The organism is Pseudomonas sp. (genome assembly GCF_041601375.1).
Classification (GTDB): Bacteria; Pseudomonadota; Gammaproteobacteria; order Pseudomonadales; family Pseudomonadaceae; genus Aquipseudomonas.
The window spans coordinates 1-16,793 of sequence record NZ_JBFIIG010000089.1 but is presented as its reverse complement, the minus strand read 5'-3'; the positions used below and the strand labels follow the sequence as shown (position 1 = coordinate 16,793).

General features: G+C 63.9%; 16 protein-coding genes, 1 other RNA gene and 4 pseudogenes. 11 read left to right on the top strand and 10 right to left on the bottom strand.

Features of this window, described 5'->3' with window-relative positions:
- A pseudogene (locus tag ABZE94_RS12920) lies at positions 1–189 on the top strand (hypothetical protein); the annotation flags it as partial.
- A 296-nt stretch (positions 190–485) separates the two neighbouring features.
- On the opposite strand, the gene ABZE94_RS12915 reads toward ABZE94_RS12920, so the two are convergent.
- Positions 486–764, bottom strand: coding sequence for an HU family DNA-binding protein (locus ABZE94_RS12915; RefSeq protein WP_372875915.1), 279 nt, complete (start codon positions 762–764; stop codon positions 486–488).
- Positions 765–1,157: 393 nt separating this feature from the next.
- On the opposite strand from ABZE94_RS12915, the gene ABZE94_RS12910 reads away from it, so the two are divergent.
- From ABZE94_RS12910 to arfB (ABZE94_RS12895), 4 genes are all read left to right on the top strand, one after another.
- Positions 1,158–1,484, top strand: a complete 327-nt coding sequence (locus ABZE94_RS12910) for a type II toxin-antitoxin system HigB family toxin (RefSeq protein ID WP_372875914.1) — start codon at positions 1,158–1,160, stop codon at positions 1,482–1,484.
- The gene (locus tag ABZE94_RS12905) at positions 1,481–1,957 is read left to right on the top strand and encodes a type II toxin-antitoxin system HigA family antitoxin (RefSeq protein ID WP_372875913.1); all 477 of its coding nucleotides are present in this window, start codon (positions 1,481–1,483) and stop codon (positions 1,955–1,957) included. The genes ABZE94_RS12910 and ABZE94_RS12905 overlap by 4 nt, the downstream gene beginning before the upstream one ends.
- Positions 1,958–2,141: 184 nt before the next feature.
- Positions 2,142–2,238: signal recognition particle sRNA small type (gene ffs, locus ABZE94_RS12900), an RNA gene on the top strand.
- A gap of 413 nt (positions 2,239–2,651) precedes the next feature.
- Positions 2,652–3,065 carry an alternative ribosome rescue aminoacyl-tRNA hydrolase ArfB gene (arfB, locus tag ABZE94_RS12895; RefSeq protein ID WP_372875912.1) on the top strand — a complete coding sequence of 138 codons (414 nt, stop codon included), beginning with the start codon at positions 2,652–2,654 and terminating at the stop codon, positions 3,063–3,065.
- Between the two features lie 7 nt (positions 3,066–3,072).
- Here arfB (ABZE94_RS12895) and ABZE94_RS12890 read toward each other — a convergent pair.
- Both ABZE94_RS12890 and ABZE94_RS12885 read right to left on the bottom strand, forming a co-directional pair.
- Positions 3,073–3,588, bottom strand: a pseudogene (locus tag ABZE94_RS12890) (methyl-accepting chemotaxis protein); the annotation flags it as partial.
- A 609-nt stretch (positions 3,589–4,197) separates the two neighbouring features.
- Positions 4,198–4,710, bottom strand: a pseudogene (locus tag ABZE94_RS12885) (MCP four helix bundle domain-containing protein); the annotation flags it as partial.
- A gap of 354 nt (positions 4,711–5,064) precedes the next feature.
- Between ABZE94_RS12885 and arfB (ABZE94_RS12880) the strand changes: the two are divergent.
- A pseudogene (gene arfB / locus ABZE94_RS12880) lies at positions 5,065–5,479 on the top strand (alternative ribosome rescue aminoacyl-tRNA hydrolase ArfB).
- Positions 5,480–5,581: 102 nt separating this feature from the next.
- On the opposite strand, the gene ABZE94_RS12875 reads toward arfB (ABZE94_RS12880), so the two are convergent.
- The gene (locus ABZE94_RS12875; RefSeq protein ID WP_372875911.1) at positions 5,582–6,223 is read right to left on the bottom strand and encodes a cation transporter; all 642 of its coding nucleotides are present in this window, start codon (positions 6,221–6,223) and stop codon (positions 5,582–5,584) included.
- Positions 6,224–6,287: 64 nt separating this feature from the next.
- Here ABZE94_RS12875 and ABZE94_RS12870 point away from each other — a divergent pair, with 64 nt between their 5' ends.
- Positions 6,288–6,719: a MerR family DNA-binding protein gene (locus ABZE94_RS12870; RefSeq protein ID WP_372875910.1), complete on the top strand. Its 432-nt coding sequence runs from the start codon at positions 6,288–6,290 to the stop codon at positions 6,717–6,719.
- Positions 6,720–6,981: 262 nt separating this feature from the next.
- Here the strand turns inward: ABZE94_RS12870 and ABZE94_RS12865 are convergent, their stop codons facing one another.
- From ABZE94_RS12865 to gap, 6 genes are all read right to left on the bottom strand, one after another.
- Entirely contained in the window at positions 6,982–7,512 is a 531-nt protein-coding gene (locus tag ABZE94_RS12865) for a DoxX family protein (protein WP_372875909.1), read from the bottom strand.
- The gene (locus ABZE94_RS12860) at positions 7,499–8,290 is read right to left on the bottom strand and encodes a putative DNA-binding domain-containing protein (protein ID WP_372875908.1); all 792 of its coding nucleotides are present in this window, start codon (positions 8,288–8,290) and stop codon (positions 7,499–7,501) included. Before ABZE94_RS12860 ends, ABZE94_RS12865 begins: the two co-directional genes overlap by 14 nt.
- Positions 8,287–9,192 carry a DUF692 domain-containing protein gene (locus ABZE94_RS12855; protein WP_372875907.1) on the bottom strand — a complete coding sequence of 302 codons (906 nt, stop codon included), beginning with the start codon at positions 9,190–9,192 and terminating at the stop codon, positions 8,287–8,289. The genes ABZE94_RS12860 and ABZE94_RS12855 overlap by 4 nt, the downstream gene beginning before the upstream one ends.
- Positions 9,193–9,213: 21 nt before the next feature.
- Positions 9,214–9,528 carry a DUF2282 domain-containing protein gene (locus ABZE94_RS12850; RefSeq protein WP_372875906.1) on the bottom strand — a complete coding sequence of 105 codons (315 nt, stop codon included), beginning with the start codon at positions 9,526–9,528 and terminating at the stop codon, positions 9,214–9,216.
- Between the two features lie 246 nt (positions 9,529–9,774).
- Positions 9,775–10,239, bottom strand: a complete 465-nt coding sequence (locus ABZE94_RS12845; RefSeq protein WP_372875905.1) for a methylglyoxal synthase — start codon at positions 10,237–10,239, stop codon at positions 9,775–9,777.
- A 255-nt stretch (positions 10,240–10,494) separates the two neighbouring features.
- Positions 10,495–11,496, bottom strand: coding sequence for a type I glyceraldehyde-3-phosphate dehydrogenase (gene gap / locus ABZE94_RS12840; RefSeq protein ID WP_372875904.1), 1,002 nt, complete (start codon positions 11,494–11,496; stop codon positions 10,495–10,497).
- A gap of 136 nt (positions 11,497–11,632) precedes the next feature.
- On the opposite strand from gap, the gene edd reads away from it, so the two are divergent.
- The 4 genes from edd to ABZE94_RS12820 all read left to right on the top strand — a co-directional run bounded on the left by edd (position 11,633) and on the right by ABZE94_RS12820 (position 16,663).
- On the top strand, positions 11,633–13,459 hold the full coding sequence (gene edd, locus ABZE94_RS12835) for a phosphogluconate dehydratase (RefSeq protein ID WP_372875903.1): 1,827 nt from the start codon (positions 11,633–11,635) through the stop codon (positions 13,457–13,459).
- Positions 13,456–14,412, top strand: coding sequence for a glucokinase (locus ABZE94_RS12830; RefSeq protein ID WP_372875902.1), 957 nt, complete (start codon positions 13,456–13,458; stop codon positions 14,410–14,412). The genes edd and ABZE94_RS12830 overlap by 4 nt, the downstream gene beginning before the upstream one ends.
- Positions 14,413–14,490: 78 nt before the next feature.
- Positions 14,491–15,219 carry a response regulator gene (locus ABZE94_RS12825; RefSeq protein WP_372875901.1) on the top strand — a complete coding sequence of 243 codons (729 nt, stop codon included), beginning with the start codon at positions 14,491–14,493 and terminating at the stop codon, positions 15,217–15,219.
- Positions 15,212–16,663 carry an ATP-binding protein gene (locus ABZE94_RS12820; protein ID WP_372875900.1) on the top strand — a complete coding sequence of 484 codons (1,452 nt, stop codon included), beginning with the start codon at positions 15,212–15,214 and terminating at the stop codon, positions 16,661–16,663. Before ABZE94_RS12825 ends, ABZE94_RS12820 begins: the two co-directional genes overlap by 8 nt.
- Positions 16,664–16,793 lie beyond the last annotated feature (130 nt).

The following is a 16,793-nucleotide window of genomic DNA, read 5'->3' as shown; positions in this document are numbered from 1 at the left end:
TGCCTGGTGGAAGGCAAGCTGGATGTCGCCGAGCAGTTCTTCCGCAGCGCGATCGAACAATCCCCCGCGCATTACGACATGGCCTGGGACAACCTCAACCGGGTCCAGCAATTACGGCGGATTCGCCAAATGGGCGGCAACCCCAACTCGACAGCTGCCTTCCCGCCGCAAGAGGCGATGGTGCAGTAGAGAAGTAGGGCGGCCCGGGCGGCGATCCGTTCGGAGCGAAGCGACAGCCCGCCAGCTTTTGTGCCGCGCCGATAACCCACGGTGCACTGCCTGCGGCGAGTGACACCCTACGGATTGCGGCTTGCTCGAGGTAATGGGTCGGGAGCCCGTTCGTAGGGCGGCCTCGGAGCGAAGCGACAGCCCGCCAGCTTTTGTGCCGCGCCGCTACCTGTGCTGGCGGGTTACGGCGCTCGATACTTTCACAACCGCTGAGCCTTGCATGCGCCTAACCCGCCCTACGGGGCGTCGTTCGTCGATCAGTTGATCGCGTCGGTCAGGGCTTTGGCCGGGACGTACTTGACTACTTTCTTCGCTGCGATTTCGATTGCCATGCCTGTTTGCGGGTTGCGTCCGGTGCGGGCTGGGCGATCGCTGATCTTCAACTTGCCGATACCGGGCAGGGTGATTTCGCTACCGTTTTCCAGGGCTTCGCTGACGATTTCGCTGAGGTGTTCAAGCGCTGCGCGGACGGTGGCTTTCGGCGTGTCGATGGCTTCGGCGATATCGCTGATCAGTTGGTCTTTGGTCATGGCCATTGGTGTAGCTCCTTGGAATGAGAGGGTGGCGGTGAAAATGCCTCGCGCAGAGTACTGCGATTTTGTACTGCAGACATTGTCTCAGCGCAGATTTTTGCTGCTCGAGCCCCATTGTGACTCGCCGTCAGCGTGGAAATTCCGTGCCGCAGATGGGTATCGCCGCGCTCATCCTACGCGGCCCTACGGATCGCCCCGACCCATCCACAAAAGCCGGCGCAGGCCAAATCGTAGGATGGAGTTGAGCGTAGCGATACCCATCGCAGCCGAGCGTCAGCCCGCACAAGGGTCAAGGCTGCAATAACTGCAGGCAGGGCGAGTATTGCAGTGGCTAGCCGAAGTTGACAAAACAGCAACTCTGCCATTAAGGTTGCTAAAACATCAACAGGGATGTTCATGCACGTTTTCAAGAAAAAGGCTTTCGTGGATGCCTGTCAGCTGTACCCGCTCAAGGCGTCGAGCATCATGGAAACCTACAAGGTGCTCGACCAATCGACGGCACAGTCATCCCTAGAATTAAAGGCGGCGCTGTCTTCGTTGGACAATTTCACCCGCCGCAGCGGCTGGTGGGTGATCGACATAGGTGGCAATGAGATCCGCATGATAGCGGCCATCGACTTTGCCAAGCAGCGGGTTTACCTGAAACACATTTTCAACCACAGCGAGTACGACAAGGCCAACAAGTGGTATCGCAATCCGAAGAACACAGGAGTCATGCCATGAGTACTGCATTAGCCGTACGCATCGAGCAGAGTGCCATCCATCAACTGGCTGAGCAGTTGAAAGAAATCCAGCGCTCGCTGGAGCGTGTGGACGGTACGCTCATCCAGGAGATCGGCAGCGAGGTCGAGTACGACAAAGCATTGGCCCTGCTCGACGAACTCACCGATTCTGCAGACGACAGCCAGACCTGCCAGCGCTTGCTGGACATGCTCTGCGCCTCGATCAAACGCTATGAGGACAGCGCGCCGCAATTTGCCGAGTTCAATGAAAAGGTCGAAGCCATCACCGGCGTGCAATTGCTGAAATTCCTCATGAAGCAGAACGGGCTTACCGGGGCCGACCTGCCCGAGATCGGCGACAAAACTGTCGTGTCGCGTACGCTCAATGGCAAGCGTACCCTGAGCAGCAGCAATATTCAGGCACTTGCTCGGCGCTTCCATCTGAACCCGGGGGCTTTCTACCCAATCGCCTGATCACAGGGCTGGCTGGTGATCCGTCGATCGCCGATGGGTATCGCAACCGGACGTCAGCCTGCGCGGACCTGCGCAGCCCGACCTGTGCGGCCCGACCCATTCATGTGCTGAAGCAGTTGTAAGTTCAAGACAAGCCGGTACAATGGCCCCGCTCGCCGCAAGGCGGGTAGCGTTATGGTGGCCCTGCCGGTCCCCCCGCAACGATTAACCGTGAACCCGGTCAGGCCTGGAAGGGAGCAGCCGCAGCGGTGACATTGTGTGCCGGGGTGTGGCTGGTGGGGTCGCCTCCATCTCCAACCCGTTCGGGTTATTTGTTAATCCTTTCTGTTCATCCGAAGCCTTTAGCGTGCCGCTGAGCAATGCAGCTCCGCATGGATCTGCCGCCCGGTGATCTGTGATGGGTATCGTTGCGCTCAACCAGCTCCTACAACAGCCCCGATCGCGCTGTGCCGACCCGTTACCTCGGGCGAGCCACGATCCTAGCAGGCAGTGCACCATTGGTTTATCGGCGCGGCACAAAAGCTGGCGGGCTGTCGCTGCGCTCCTCGGCGGCTGGCGTCGCGGGCCGCCCTATGGGGTCGCTGCACGCAGCTGCCCTTCGTGCTACGACGCTCGATATTTTCATGGCCGCTGCGATCTCCTGCAGGCGCACTTGGGTATATCCTGACTGTCCTTTCTGCCGAAGCCCTTTGCCATGCTGGTTATTTCCAACAGCGTTCACCTGCCCGACTCTGAAATCGAGTTGACCGCCATCCGTGCGCAAGGCGCCGGTGGGCAGAACGTCAACAAGGTCTCCAGCGCCATGCACCTGCGCTTCGACAGCCAGGCCTCGTCCCTGCCGGCGTTCTACAAGGAGCGCCTGCTGGCGCTACGCGACAGCCGCATCACCGCTGATGGTGTGGTGATCATCAAGGCTCAGCAATACCGCACCCAAGAACAGAACCGCGCCGATGCCCTCGAGCGTCTGGCCGAGTTGATCCGCAACGCCGGCAAAACCGAAAAAGCCCGGCGCCCGACCAAGCCGACCCTGGGTTCGAAGAAGCGCCGGTTGGAAGGCAAGAACAAGCGCGGGGCGATCAAGGCGGGCAGGGGTAAAGTGGATTTTTGACGGTCCGCTAAAGCTTGAAGAAACTGACCTTGTCGCTCAAACGATTGGCCAGGGTCGCCAGTTCGCGGCTTGAAGAAGTCACCTGGGTGGAGCCGGCCGAGGTTTCCAGGGTGGCATTGTGGATGCGGTTGATGTTCTGGTTGACCTCTTCGGCCACCGCACTTTGTTCTTCCGAGGCACTGGCGATCTGCGCATTCATATCGTTGATCGCGGTCACCTCAGTGCGGATCTTGTTCAGCGCACTTTCCGCCAGGCGGGTTTGCTCGACTGTCTGCTTGGCCAGCTGGCGGCTGCTGTGCATCACTTCGGCGGCTTGGCCGGCGCCTTCCTGGAGCTTGCCGATCATGCCGCGGATTTCCCGGGTGGAGTCCTGGGTGCGGGTGGCCAGGGAGCGCACTTCGTCGGCCACCACAGCGAATCCGCGACCATGCTCGCCGGCCCTTGCCGCTTCGATGGCTGCATTGAGCGCCAGCAGGTTGGTCTGCTCGGCGATGGCGGTTATTACCTCTATGATTTTCTCGATGTTTTCGCTGTCGCTGGAAACCTGTTGCACGCTTTCGGCGGCGCTTTCCAGAATCTTCGCCAGGTTCTGGATGGCCTCGGCGGTTTCGCTGACCATGCGGTTGCCGGTCGCCACTTCGCTGTCGGCGGTGCGGGTGGCGGAGGCGGCGCTTGCGGCGTAACCGGCCACTTCATTGACGGTGGCGGCCATCTCATTGACCGCGGTGGCCATCTGCTCGGCTTCGCTCGATTGCAGGCGAATTTGCTGGTTGTTGCGGTCCGAGGTGATTAGCAATTGCTCGGACGATAGGCTCAGCTCGCCAGCCGCGCTGCGTACCTGGGCGATGGTGTCGGTAAGGCGTCCGAGCATGTTGTGCAAAGCGCCCATGACGCTGTGCGGGTAGCGGGTATCGATGCGCTGATTCAACTCGCCATCGGCAAGGCGCTGGATGGCTTGGGCCACCTCGTAGGGTTCGGCGCCCAAGGTCGATTTCAGCTTGCGGATTATCACTAGCGACACGCCGATGCTGAGGGCGATAGCCACCGCGGTAACCAGCAGGATCAGCAGGCGAAAGCCGCCGGCGGCTTCGCGCACCGCGCCGATATCCTGGCTGATGACGTGTTCTTCATGGTCGATAAGGGCGTTGATGCGCTTGAGCCATTCGCTGTAAGCCGGTGACACGTCACTTAGCAACAAGGCTTGAGCGCCTGGGATATCCCCAGCCTGACGCTGACCAATCAGCCTGTCGGTCAGGGCCAGGGTGCTGCGCTCGATATCCTTGACATCGTTCAGCAGTTTCTCTTCGGTCGGTGTCGGGTCTCCCTCAGCGAGCAGGCGATCCATCAGTTGGGCGGATTGTTGGTAAAAGGTATGCAGGCGGGCGATCTCGTCAAGATGGCGGTTCAGATCCTGGTCGTTGTTCACCAGTACCGCGTCGCGAATTGAAATGGCGCGGTCATGCACGCTACCGCGAAAGTTGATGGCCTGGCGCTGTCGCACAGTGGCTCCTTCGCTAATGGAGGTCAGTGTGCTGTCGATAAAGCCGACTCGCTGCATGCCGATCAGGGTGATCAGGATCATCAGCGACAGAATCAGACCGAACCCCAGGCCCAGACGCTGGGCGATGCTCAGTTGTGCTTGCATTGAAACGCTCCTTCTTACCCCGGCGGGCGGTGGCAGGTGGGTGTAGTTGGAGGGTGCAGGGCGCGGGTGACTTTTTTCTGGCAGTTCGATTGGTCGATTTCGCCGCGCCTAAAACCCTGATATTGCGTTATTGCTGTTTGCCATAGCGGGCTATGACTCATCGCAGTGCGCTGATGTTTGACAATACTTATACAGTAATAATTAACTGTATAGCTATTTGTGATTTCAATTAGCTATCAGGCAATTGTTAGTAAGGTTCTGGCTCGGAGCTTGGGCTGTACAGGGTTGCGCAATCACGTACAGACGTGGCGGTTGCGGTTATCTTTGCGGCTCAATCTGGCCGAGACATGTTGCATGCGGGTTATTTCCGATGGCGTCCATCTGCCCAGCTACGGAATCGAGTTGGCCGCCATCCGTGCGCAAGGCGTGGGCGGGCATAACGTCAACGAGGTCTCCTGCGCCGTGCTCCTGCGCTTCGACAGCCAGGTCTTTTCCTTGTCGCCGTTCTACAAGGAGCGTTTGCTGGCGCTGCGCGACAGCCGCATCACTGCCGGGGGGGGCGTGGTGATCATCAAGGCCAGCAATACCGCACCCAGGAGCAGAACCGCGCGACGCCCTCGAGCGCCTGGCCGAGTTGATCCGCAACGCCGGCAAAACCGAAAAATCCCGACGCTCGACCAAGCAGACCCTGGGCTCGAAGAAGCGCCGATTGGGAGGCAAGGACAAGCGCGGGGTGATAAAGGCGGGCAGGGGCAAGATGGATTTGTAGCGGTCCGGCGGTCCGGCGGTCCGGCAGCCCGGCAGCCCGGCACCTGGCTTTCGCCGAGCGACTCTCGATGCTCGGAGCATGGTGCAGCGCTTAGAGCACCGCTTAGACCACAGCTTTGACCTCGGCCTCTTCGGCCAGCTCCTGGCGCGCATGGCGCATCACCTGATAGGAGGCAGTGACCGCCAGGCCGGCCATGAGGCTGGCCACCAGCAGGTCCGGCCAGGCGCTGCCGGTACCGAATACGCCGAGGGCGGCGAACAGCACGGCGATATTGCCGAGGGCATCGTTGCGCGAACACAGCCAGACGCTGCGCATATTGCTGTCACCCTCGCGGTAGGCGTAGAGCAGGCCGGCCACGCCGACGTTGGCCAGCAGTGCCAGGGTGCCGACCACGCCCATGGTGGGTGCGTCGGGCACCTGGCCGCTGAGCAGGTGCCAGATCGCCGCGATCAGCACGCCGACGCCGAATACCAACATGGACAGGGCTTTGAATAGCGAGGCCCTGGCGCGCAGGGTCAGGCTCATGCCCAGCACCGCCAGGCTGATGCCGTAGTTGGCGGCATCGCCGAGAAAGTCCAGCGAGTCCGCCAGCAGCGATACCGAATCGGCGCGTATGCCGGCGATGATCTCCACGCCGAACATGCCCAGGTTGACTACCAGCGCGGCCCAGAGAATCTTGCGGTAGCGCTTGCTTAGACGGGTGGTTGCACAGCTCGATGCGGCATTGCAGCAATTGGCGCCCATGGAGGCTTCTCCTGAAAAGGTATGGGCGGTACGCTAAACCCTGTAGTGACTACGGAGTCAAGCGATGGATAAGCCGCTGACCATCAGTGGGTTGAGCCGCGAGAGCGGGGTCAACCTGGAGACCATTCGCTTCTACGAGCGCAGCGAACTGCTGCCGCCGCCCAAGCGCAGTGCCTCGGGCTACCGCCATTACGAAGAGGCCGACATACGCCGGGTGCGCTTTATCCGTCGCGGTCGCGAGCTGGGCTTCAGTCTGGAAGAGATCCGCACCTTGCTCGGCTTGGCCGGCCAGCCCCACAGTCCCTGTGCGGAAGCCGACCAATTGGTGCAGGAGCACCTGCTAACCATCGATGCACGGATTCGCGATTTGCAGAAGATGAAAGTGGAACTGAGCAAGCTCGCCGGCTGTACCAGCGCCGAGGCCGAACATTGTCGCTTGCTGGAGGCGCTGGACAGCCGCCAGTGCTGCGTGGTCGACGAGGAATCGAAGGGCTGAGAGGTTGTGAAAAAACTCTCGCCTACTGCGACCGCCTCCAGGCGCCCGCTGCTGACGTTGCGCTACGTGAAAAGCAGGGTCATTTAGCTCACTAAACTCCCCTACTTTTCACGCAGCGCGCCTTGCCGCGAACGCCTGGAGACGCTCTCGCTACGGCGCTCGATATTTTCACAACCTCTGAGCGCTGGCATGGCGCGTGCCCTACTGTTACAAGAGCGCGCGCTCAGTCATGGCTGGCTTCGCCCATCACCTGTTTCCTCTACTACCTGGAAGAGCGGCCGGCGTAGCCGTAACGCCGGGCAATCAGCTGGTCGATGGCCAGTATCCCCGGCCCCTTGGCCACGAGCAGCAGCAACACGGCGGCCCAGACCCCGTGGGTCGGGTAGGCGCCGGGATAGACCAGCAACTGAATGACCAGGGTCATGCCGAGCAGGGCCAGGGCGGAGAAGCGCGTGGCCAGGCCGAGCAGGATCAGCAGCGGGAAGAAGTGCTCGCTGAAGGCGGCCAGTTGCGCGGCCAGTTCCGGCGGCAGCAGCGGCAGCTGGTACTCGTACTCGAACAGCGGCACGGCGGAGGCCGATAGCCTCGGCATGCCCAGCTCGAAGGTGCCGGAGACGATGTCGATGGCCAGGCCTTCGACCTTGGTCTGTCCCGATTTCCAGAAGGTCGCGGCAATCGCGAAGCGGCCGATGAAGGCGATCAGGCTGTAGGGGATCAGCTTGCACAGGTCGACGGCCTGGGCGATCAGGCGCGCCGGCAGGCTGGCGTGGGACAGGGGGCTATCGTGGGTCATGGCAGTGGCCTTCGGTTGATGCGTACGCACAATGGGTGATTGCTGCGGCCCGCAGCAGGTGGGCCAGGCAGCGGCCGAGGTCGAATTGCTGGTCGAGTTCATGGGCCTGTTGCGCGGCTTGCGCCAGCGCCAGGCCTTGGTCCAGGCCGTGAATGAACAGGCTGTCGCTGCGGGCGATGCCGATCACCTCGACGTGCAGGCCATTGCGCAGGACCAGGGCGCTCTGCGCCTGGTAGGGGTCGACCTGGGCGATCTGCAACGCGCCCTGGTGGGCGGCCCACAGCGAGACCACGGCGAATCTGGAGTCGAGCAGGCCGAGGGCCGGTTGCAGTTGCAGCTGCAACAGGCTGAGGCGATCCGGCGTCGCCAGTGCGGCGGCCAGGGTGTCGCTATCCAGGGGGCGCGCGTCGGCGGCCTGGTAGGCGCGAATGCGCAGCCACTCCAGGCGTGCCACGTCGGCCAGGTAGGGCAGGCTGGCGGCGGGGCCGAAGCCCTCGATGAAGTCGCCCAGGCCGGCACCGTACTCGCCCAGCACCCGGGTGCGCGGCGGCGAGTGGCGGACGAAGACGGCGGCCATGGCGCGAAAGAACTCCTCACCCACCAGTTGCTGCACCACCGGGAAACTGTCGGCCAGGGCGTCGATCAGCGAGCTCATGACGTTGTTGCGATAGACGCTGAAGCGCGCGCTCGGGTCCGAGCCGTTCCAGCTGGTCAGCTGTGCCGGGCAGTCCCGCTCGGGGTCGAGCAGGGCGGCGACGAATTCGCCTTGGCTGTTCATGTGCGGGCCTGCTGCCGGGTCGTGACGCCGTCGAGCAGGGCCTGTGCCTGCTGCGCTTCGTCCACCAGCACCGCCAGGGCGGGAATGTCGTTGTCCCGCTCGAGCAGGGTCGGGGTCGGGCCGAGCGCATGCAGCAGCTCGGCGTAGAGCTGCCACACGGCGTTGTCCACCGGCGCTCCGTGGTTGTCGATCAGCAGTCGGTCACCCGCCGCATCGTGCTGTTCGGCGAAGCCGGCGAGGTGGATCTCGCCGACGGCTTGCAGGGGCAGGGCCTGCAGGTAGGTGCGCGCATCCCAGTGGTGGTTGATGCTGGAGACATAGGCGTTGTTGACGTCCAGCAACAGGCCGCAACCGGTGCGACGCACCACCTCGCCGATAAAGGCGGCCTCGTCCATGGTCGAGCCGGCGAACTGCAGGTAGCTGGCCGGGTTTTCCAGCAGCAGCTGGCGCTGCAGGCGGCTCTGCACCAAGTCGATGTGCTCGCAGACGCGCTCGAGGGTGGCGGTGTCATAGGCCAGCGGCAGCAGGTCGTTGAGAAACAACTCGCCATGGCTCGACCAGGCCAGGTGTTCGGAGAAGGATTCGGGCTGGTAGCGCTGCAGCAGTGTGGCGATGCGCTCGAGGTGATCGCGGTCGAGGGGTTCCTGCGCGCCTATCGACAGGCCGACCCCGTGGGTAGACAGCGGATAGCGCTCGCGGATCAGCCCGAGGTAGTGATGGCTGGGGCCGCCGGCCATCAGGTAGTTTTCCGCATGCACCTCGAAGAAGCCGACCGCGGGCTCGCCGTCGAGGACCTGCTGGTAGTGTTGCGGCTTCAGGCCGATGCCGGCCCGGCTGGGAAGCCGGGCACCGGCCGCGGGGGCGCGGGGGCCGAGGTCGCGGGCTGCATGATCACTCATCATCCGGGCTCCGGCGCCGTTCGCTCAGGACTGCTTCACTTCCTCGTAAGCCTCGAGCTGGCCGAAGCCGGTCGGCGAGGTCGGTGAGGCGGTCTGTTCGCAGGTGCCCTTGGGCACCAGCTTCCAGGCGTTGCCCTGGTAGTCGGTCTTGGCGGTGCCGGCGCAGGTGGTGCCGGGGCCGGCGGCGCAATCGTTCTTGCCCTGCATGGCGACGCCGAAGCATTTCTCGCTGTCCGCTGCCTGAGCGACGAGTGGCGCGCTGGAAATCGCCAGGGCAGCGCCCAGGGCAAGGGCGAGCGTGGCGGCCGAAACAACGGTATGGGAGGCGGTGGTGTTCATCTGGGTGGCTCCGATTCAGCGATTGATTGGTGCGCTAGGGTTTAGCGTAGAACGGTCTACTGCATCGTGCGTCGTGCGTCTCGCCTTGGCCACGGTTGCCGTTCCTACTTCTAGAGACGGCGCGGGTCTGCTTTTGTTACAGGCACGCTCGAACAAAAAACGCGGCTGTGCCGGCGCGCGGGCTGGTGGGGCGGCTTGTGGGGTATGCGGTGTTGGGGGTGCCGCTGACTCGACGCTGTGGGCCGGTTAGCTGCGGGCGGCGAGGTAGGCGCTGTAGTCGGGGATGCGGTAGTCGTGAGCCTGATCCAGCAGCGCGCTGCCGAGCATGTAGTCGGCGCTGCTTTCGTTGCAGGCCACCGGGATGTTCCACACCGCGGCGACCCGCAGCAGCGCCTTGATGTCCGGGTCGTGGGGCTGCTGTTCGAAGGGGTCCCAGAAGAACACCAGCATATCCACCCGCTGCTCGGCGATGCGCGCGCCCAGCTGCTGATCGCCGCCGAGCGGGCCGCTGATCATGCATTCGATCGGCAGGTCGAGGCGCCGGCCGAGCAGCAGGCCGGTGGTGCCGGTGGCCAGCAGATGATGGCGCGCCAGCTTGTCGCGCTGGCGTTCGCTCCAGTCGAGGAGGAACTCCTTGCAGTGGTCGTGGGCGACCAGGGCAATGCGCTTGCGTTCGGGCAGGGTGGCGGTGGTAAAGCTGATACGCGGCATGGTGGTTTCCTGGTCTCGCTAGGTGAACGGGTAATCGGTCGGGCTCGGCATGCCTGGTAGCCCGGATGCAATCCGGGGAAATGCTGTCGCGGATCGCATCCGGGTTTCGCAATTGCAGCAATGATGCGCTTGGCAGGAGCCAGCTTGCTGGCGATCTTTGTAGATCAAAAGAGTCGTCGGAACGCCGAACCGCAGCGAGGACTAGGCGTCCCCCCCTGGCTTCTGCACAGTCAGACGCGCCGCCCACAATCGCCTTCAAGCCGCGTTATGCAGGGCCAGGCAGGTGTCGAGCATGCGGTTGGAGAAGCCCCACTCGTTGTCGTACCAGGCCATGACTTTCACCAGTTTGCCGCTGACCTTGGTGTGGTTGGCGTCGAAGATCGACGACAGCGGGTTGTGGTTGAAGTCGCAGGAGACCAGCGGCAGGCTGTTGTAGCCCAGTACCGGCGAAGTGCGACTGGCGCTCAACAGCAGCTGGTTGATTTCCTCGCTGCTGGTTTCGCGCTTGACCTGCAGGGTCAGGTCGACCAGCGAGACGTTGATCACCGGTACGCGCACGGCCATGCCGGTCAGCTTGCCGGCCAGTTCCGGCAACACCAGGCCGACCGCTTCGGCGGCGCCGGTCTTGGTCGGGATCATCGACTGGGTGGCCGAGCGGGCGCGGTAGGGATCGCTGTGGTAGACGTCGGATAGGTTCTGGTCGTTGGTGTAGGCGTGGATGGTGGTCATCAGGCCGTGCTCGATGCCCAGCTCGCGCTGCAGCACCTGGGCCACCGGGGCCAGGCAGTTGGTGGTGCAGGAGGCGTTGGAAATTATCTGCATGGACTGGCGCAGAATGTCGTGATTGACGCCATAGACGATGGTGGCGTCGGCGCCCTTGGCCGGTGCCGAGATGATCACCTTGCGTGCGCCGGCGGCGAGGTGGGCGGCGGCCTTGTCGCGCTCGGTGAACAGCCCGGTGCACTCGAAGACCACGTCGACCTTGAGCGCCTGCCACGGCAGATCGGCCGGGTTGCGAATGGCGCTGACGGCGATACGATCATCATTGACGGTGAGACTTTCGCCATCGCAGTCGACGCTGCCGGCGAAGATCCCGTGCACGCTGTCGTACTTGAGCAGGTGGGCATTCATCGCGCTGTCGCCGAGGTCGTTGATGGCGACCACCTGCAACTGTTGGCGGTAGTCTTGACTGTAGAGGGCGCGGAGCACGTTGCGGCCGATGCGGCCAAAACCGTTGATTGCGATGCGTATAGTCATGGGAAGGGTCTCGACCTGGTTTTGTTGTTGGAATTACAAGATTATGCCGCTAATTGTAGAAATCAAGTGTTTTTAAGTGGCAGTATTTTTGTAGTAAGTACAAAATATCCCTATCCATCAGCCTGGAGTCAACCACATGCATCCCCGCGTACTTGAGGTAACCGACCGCCTGATCGCCCGCAGCCGCGCCACGCGCGAGCCCTATTTGGCGATGATTCGCGCGGCGGCCAGCGAAGGCCCGCAGCGCGGCAAGCTGCAATGCGCCAATTTCGCCCACGGCGTGGCCGGCTGCGGCAGCGAAGACAAGCAGACCCTGCGCCTGATGAATGCGGCCAACGTGGCGATTATTTCTGCTTATAACGACATGCTCTCGGCCCACCAGCCCTATGAAAGCTATCCCGAGCGGATCAAGCAGGCCCTGCGCGAAGTCGGTTCGGTCGGCCAGTTCGCCGGCGGCGTGCCGGCCATGTGCGACGGCGTGACCCAGGGCGAGCCGGGCATGGAGCTGGGCATCGCCAGCCGCGAGGTGATCGCCATGGCAACCGCCGTGGCGCTGTCGCACAACATGTTCGACGCCGCGCTGTACCTGGGCATCTGCGACAAGATCGTCCCCGGCCTGATGATGGGCGCGCTGCGTTTCGGTCATCTGCCGAGCCTGTTCGTGCCGGCCGGTCCCATGCCGTCCGGGCTGTCGAACAAGGATAAGGCCGACGTGCGCCAGCGCTATGCCGAGGGCAAGGCGACGCGCGACGAGCTGCTGGCCGCCGAGATGGCCGCCTACCACAGCCCCGGCACCTGCACCTTCTATGGCACCGCCAACACCAATCAATTGCTCATGGAAGTGATGGGCCTGCATCTGCCGGGCGCCTCCTTTATCAATCCCAACACGCCGCTGCGCGATGCCCTGACCCGCGAGGCGGCGCAGCAGGTGACTCGCCTGACCAAGCAGAGCGGGCAATTCATGCCGCTCGGCGAGATCGTCGACGAGCGCTGCCTGGTCAATTCCATCGTCGCCCTGAGTGCCACCGGCGGTTCGACCAACCACACCCTGCATATGCCGGCCATCGCCCAGGCCGCGGGGATTCAACTGACCTGGCAGGACATGGCCGACCTCTCGGCGGTGACGCCGACCCTGGCCCACGTCTATCCCAACGGCAAGGACGATATCAACCATTTCCAGGCCGCCGGCGGCATGGCCTTCCTGATTCGCGAGCTGCTGGATGCCGGGCTGCTGCATGAGAACGTCAACACCGTGGCCGGTCACGGCCTCAGTCGTTATACCCGCGAGCCCTTCCTCGACAACGGCCAGCTGGTCTGGCGCGACGGCCCGGGCAAGAGCCACGATGAAAACGTGCTGCGCCCGGTGGCCAATCCCTTCTCCGCGGAAGGCGGCCTGCGCCTGATGCAGGGCAACCTCGGTCGCGGGGTGATGAAGGTCTCCGCCGTGGCCCTGGAGCACCAGTTGGTCGAGGCCCCGGCGTTGGTGTTCGAGGATCAGCAGGAGTTGGCCGATGCCTTCAAGGCCGGCGAGCTGGAGCGTGACTTCGTTGCGGTGATGCGCTTTCAGGGTCCGCGCAGCAACGGCATGCCGGAACTGCACAAGATGACTCCGTTCCTCGGCGTGCTGCAGGATCGCGGCTTCAAGGTGGCGCTGGTCACCGACGGGCGCATGTCCGGCGCCTCGGGCAAGATCCCGGCGGCCATCCATGTCTGTCCCGAGGCTTACGGTGGCGGGCCGCTGGCGCTGGTGCGCGACGGTGACCTGATTCGGCTCGACGGTCACACCGGCGAATTGCAGCTGCTGGTCGATGGCGCCGAACTGGCGGCGCGCGAGCCGGCGGTCGGCACCCTGGACAATGCCGTGGGCTGCGGCCGCGAGCTGTTCGCCTTCATGCGTCAGTCCTTCAGCTCGGCAGAGCAGGGCGCCTGCGCCTTCACCACTAGCCTGGAGTCGCTGAAGTGAAACTGGCCCTGGTCGGTGATATTGGCGGCACCAACGCGCGCTTTGCCCTGTGGCGCGACGAACAGCTGGAATCGGTGCGGGTGCTGGCCACGGCCGACTATCCGGGCCCGGAACAGGCGATCCGCGCCTACCTGGGCGAACTCGGCCTGGCGCTTGGCGCGGTCGATTCGGTGTGCCTGGCCTGTGCCGGCCCGGTCAACGGCGACCTGTTCCGCTTCACCAACAACCAGTGGCGCATCAGTCGCTCGGCCTTCTGCCGCGAGCTGCAGGTGCGCGAGTTGCTGCTGGTCAACGATTTTTCCGCCATGGCCCTGGGCATGACCCGCTTGCGCGATGACGAGCGGCTGCAGGTCTGTCCCGGCGTGGCAGAGTCGGATCGCCCGGTAGTGGTGATCGGTCCGGGCACTGGTCTGGGCGTCGGTACGCTGCTGGCCCTGGCTGACGGCAGCTGGCGGGCCTTGCCCGGCGAGGGCGGGCATGTCGACCTGCCGATCGGCACTCCGCGCGAGGCCGAGCTGTGGCAGCAACTGTATCGCCAGCTCGGCCATGTGCGCGCCGAGGACGTGCTCAGCGGCAGCGGCTTGTTGCTGCTGTATCGCACCCTCTGCGCGCTGGATGGGCATGAAGTGCGCTTGAATTCGCCGGCCGAGGTCACGGCCGCGGCGCTGGCCGGCGATGCTGTGGCGGTAGCGGTGCTGGAGCAGTTCTGCTGCTCGCTGGGGCGCGCCGCCGGCAACAACGTATTGAGCCTGGGCGCGCGCGGCGGGGTGTATATTGTCGGCGGCGTGGTGCCGCGCTTCGCCGAGTTTTTCCTGGCCAGCGGCTTCGCCCGCTGCCTGCGCGACAAGGGTCGCATGAGCGACTACTTCGACGGTATCCCGGTATGGCTGGTGACGGCCGAATACCCGGGGTTGATGGGCGCGGGCGTGGCCTTGCAGCAGGCTTCTGTGTAGGGTGCGCCCTGCTGGCGCGCGCGGCGCACCCTGAGGGTCTCAAGCGCGTTACCCCAACAAGAATAAGGACGGCGGACCATGAGCCAGCCCGGAAAATCGATTCTGCTGGTCGACGACGACCAGGAAATTCGCGAACTGCTGCACGCCTACCTGAGCCGTGCCGGCTTTCAGGTGCGCACCGTCGGCGATGGTGCCGGCTTTCGCCAGGCCCTGTGTGCCGAGTCCGCGGATCTGGTGATTCTCGATGTGATGCTGCCCGACGAGGATGGCTTCAGCCTCTGTCGCTGGGTGCGCGAGCATCAGCATTTTGCCCAGGTGCCGATCATCATGCTCACTGCCAGCTCGGATGAGACCGATCGGGTCATCGGTCTGGAGCTGGGCGCCGACGATTACCTGGGCAAGCCGTTCAGCCCGCGCGAGCTGCTGGCGCGGATCAAGGCCCTGTTGCGCCGCGTGCACTTCACCCAGGAGCGCGGCAGCGAGGTGCTGGCCTTCGACGACTGGCGCCTGGACATGGTCAGTCACCGCCTGTTTCACCGCGATGGCGAGGAGGTGATCCTCTCCGGCGCCGACTTCGCCCTGCTCAAGCTGTTTCTCGATCACCCGCAGCAGATCCTCGACCGCGACACCATCGGCAACGCCACCCGCGGCCGCGAGGTGATGCCGCTGGAGCGCATCGTCGACATGGCGGTCAGCCGCCTGCGCCAGCGTTTGCGCGACACGGAAAAGCCGGCGCGGCTGATCCGCACCGTGCGCGGCAGCGGTTACCAGTTGGCGGCGACGGTCACGCCGCATAACCATGTTTAGCCTGCGCAAACTGCTGCCGGCCCCGCGTTCGCTGCTCGGGCGCATGCTGCTGTTGACCCTGTTGGTGGTGTTGCTGGCCCAGGCGCTGTCCAGCGTGATCTGGGTCTCGCAGTTGCGCGCCAGCCAGATGGAGGGTCTGCTCACCAGTGCGCGCAGCCTGGCGCAGTCGATGGCCGCCAGCGTCGGCTACTTCCGCTCGCTGCCGCTGGGCTACCGGCCCATGGTGCTCGATCAACTGCGCAATATGGGTGGCACGCGCTTCTTCGTCTCGCTCAACGACAAGCCGCTGGATATGCAGGTGCTGCCGGAAACCCCGCGCAAGCGCGCGGTGCTCGATGCGGTCGATGCCACCCTGCGCGAGCGTCTGGGCAAGGACCTGGATGTGTCGGCGCAGTTCGTCAGCCCGGATGACCTGCGCATCTTCAACAACGCGCTGAAGCTGGACGAGCTGCCACGTTCCTGGGCGCATTACGCCCTGAGTCTGGAGCCGCTCAATCCGCCGGTGCTGGTCACCCAGATCCAGATCGCACCGGACGAGTGGCTGTACCTCGCCTCCTTGATGCCCGAGCCCTATGTCAGCCTGGAGCAGCAGGGACTGCCGGCCCAGCAGCTGTGGTTCATCATCCTCACCAGCAGTTTTCTGCTGCTGTTCATCGGTATTCTGGTGCACTGGCAGAGCCGGCCGCTCAAGCGCCTGGCGCTGGCGGCGCGGGAAATGTCCCTGGGTAGCGAGGTCGAGCCGCTGCCCGAGGCGGGCGGCAGCGAGGTGGTCGAGGTCAGTCGCGCGTTCAACGCCATGCGCGAACGCATCGGTCGTTACCTGCGCGAACGCAGTCAGTTGTTCAGCGCCATCTCCCATGACTTGCGCACGCCCATCACCCGCCTGCGCCTGCGCGTCGAGTTGCTCGACGACGAAGCCGTGCAGGCCAAGTTCGGCCGCGACCTCGACGAGCTGGAGATGCTGGTCAAGGGCGCCCTGCAGTGCGTCAAGGACACCGACATTCACGAAAATATCGAACCGGTCGACCTCAATCAGTTGCTCAACTGCGTGATCGAACCCTACCTGGCGCCGGCCGGTAATGGTCGGGTAACCCTGGATGGCCAGGCGGGCACAGCCTATCCCGGCAAACCCCTGGCACTCAAACGCTGCATCGGCAACCTGGTGGACAACGCGCTGAAGTACGGACAGAACGCCCACCTGCATATCGAGGACGATGGCCAGGCCTTCGTCCTGCACGTCGATGACGAGGGGCCTGGCGTGCCCGAGCAGCGCCTGGAGCAGGTGTTCGAACCGCATTTTCGCCTGGCCGGACAGCAGCAGGGTTACGGCCTGGGCCTGGGTATCGCGCGCAACATCGCCCACAGCCACGGCGGTGAACTGAGCCTGCGCAACCTGCGCGAGGGCGGCCTGCGGGTGACCCTGAGCCTGCCGCGCATTACATGACCCAAGGTTGCTATGCTGGCAGCTGTGAGCCTGTGGCTTCAGTCGGGCCCTTCAGAAGCCTGCGCTGAGGCCGATAGACTGGTTGAGGCCAGGGCGCGTGGCCGAGAGCGGAGCAGCTGCCCGCTGCTGG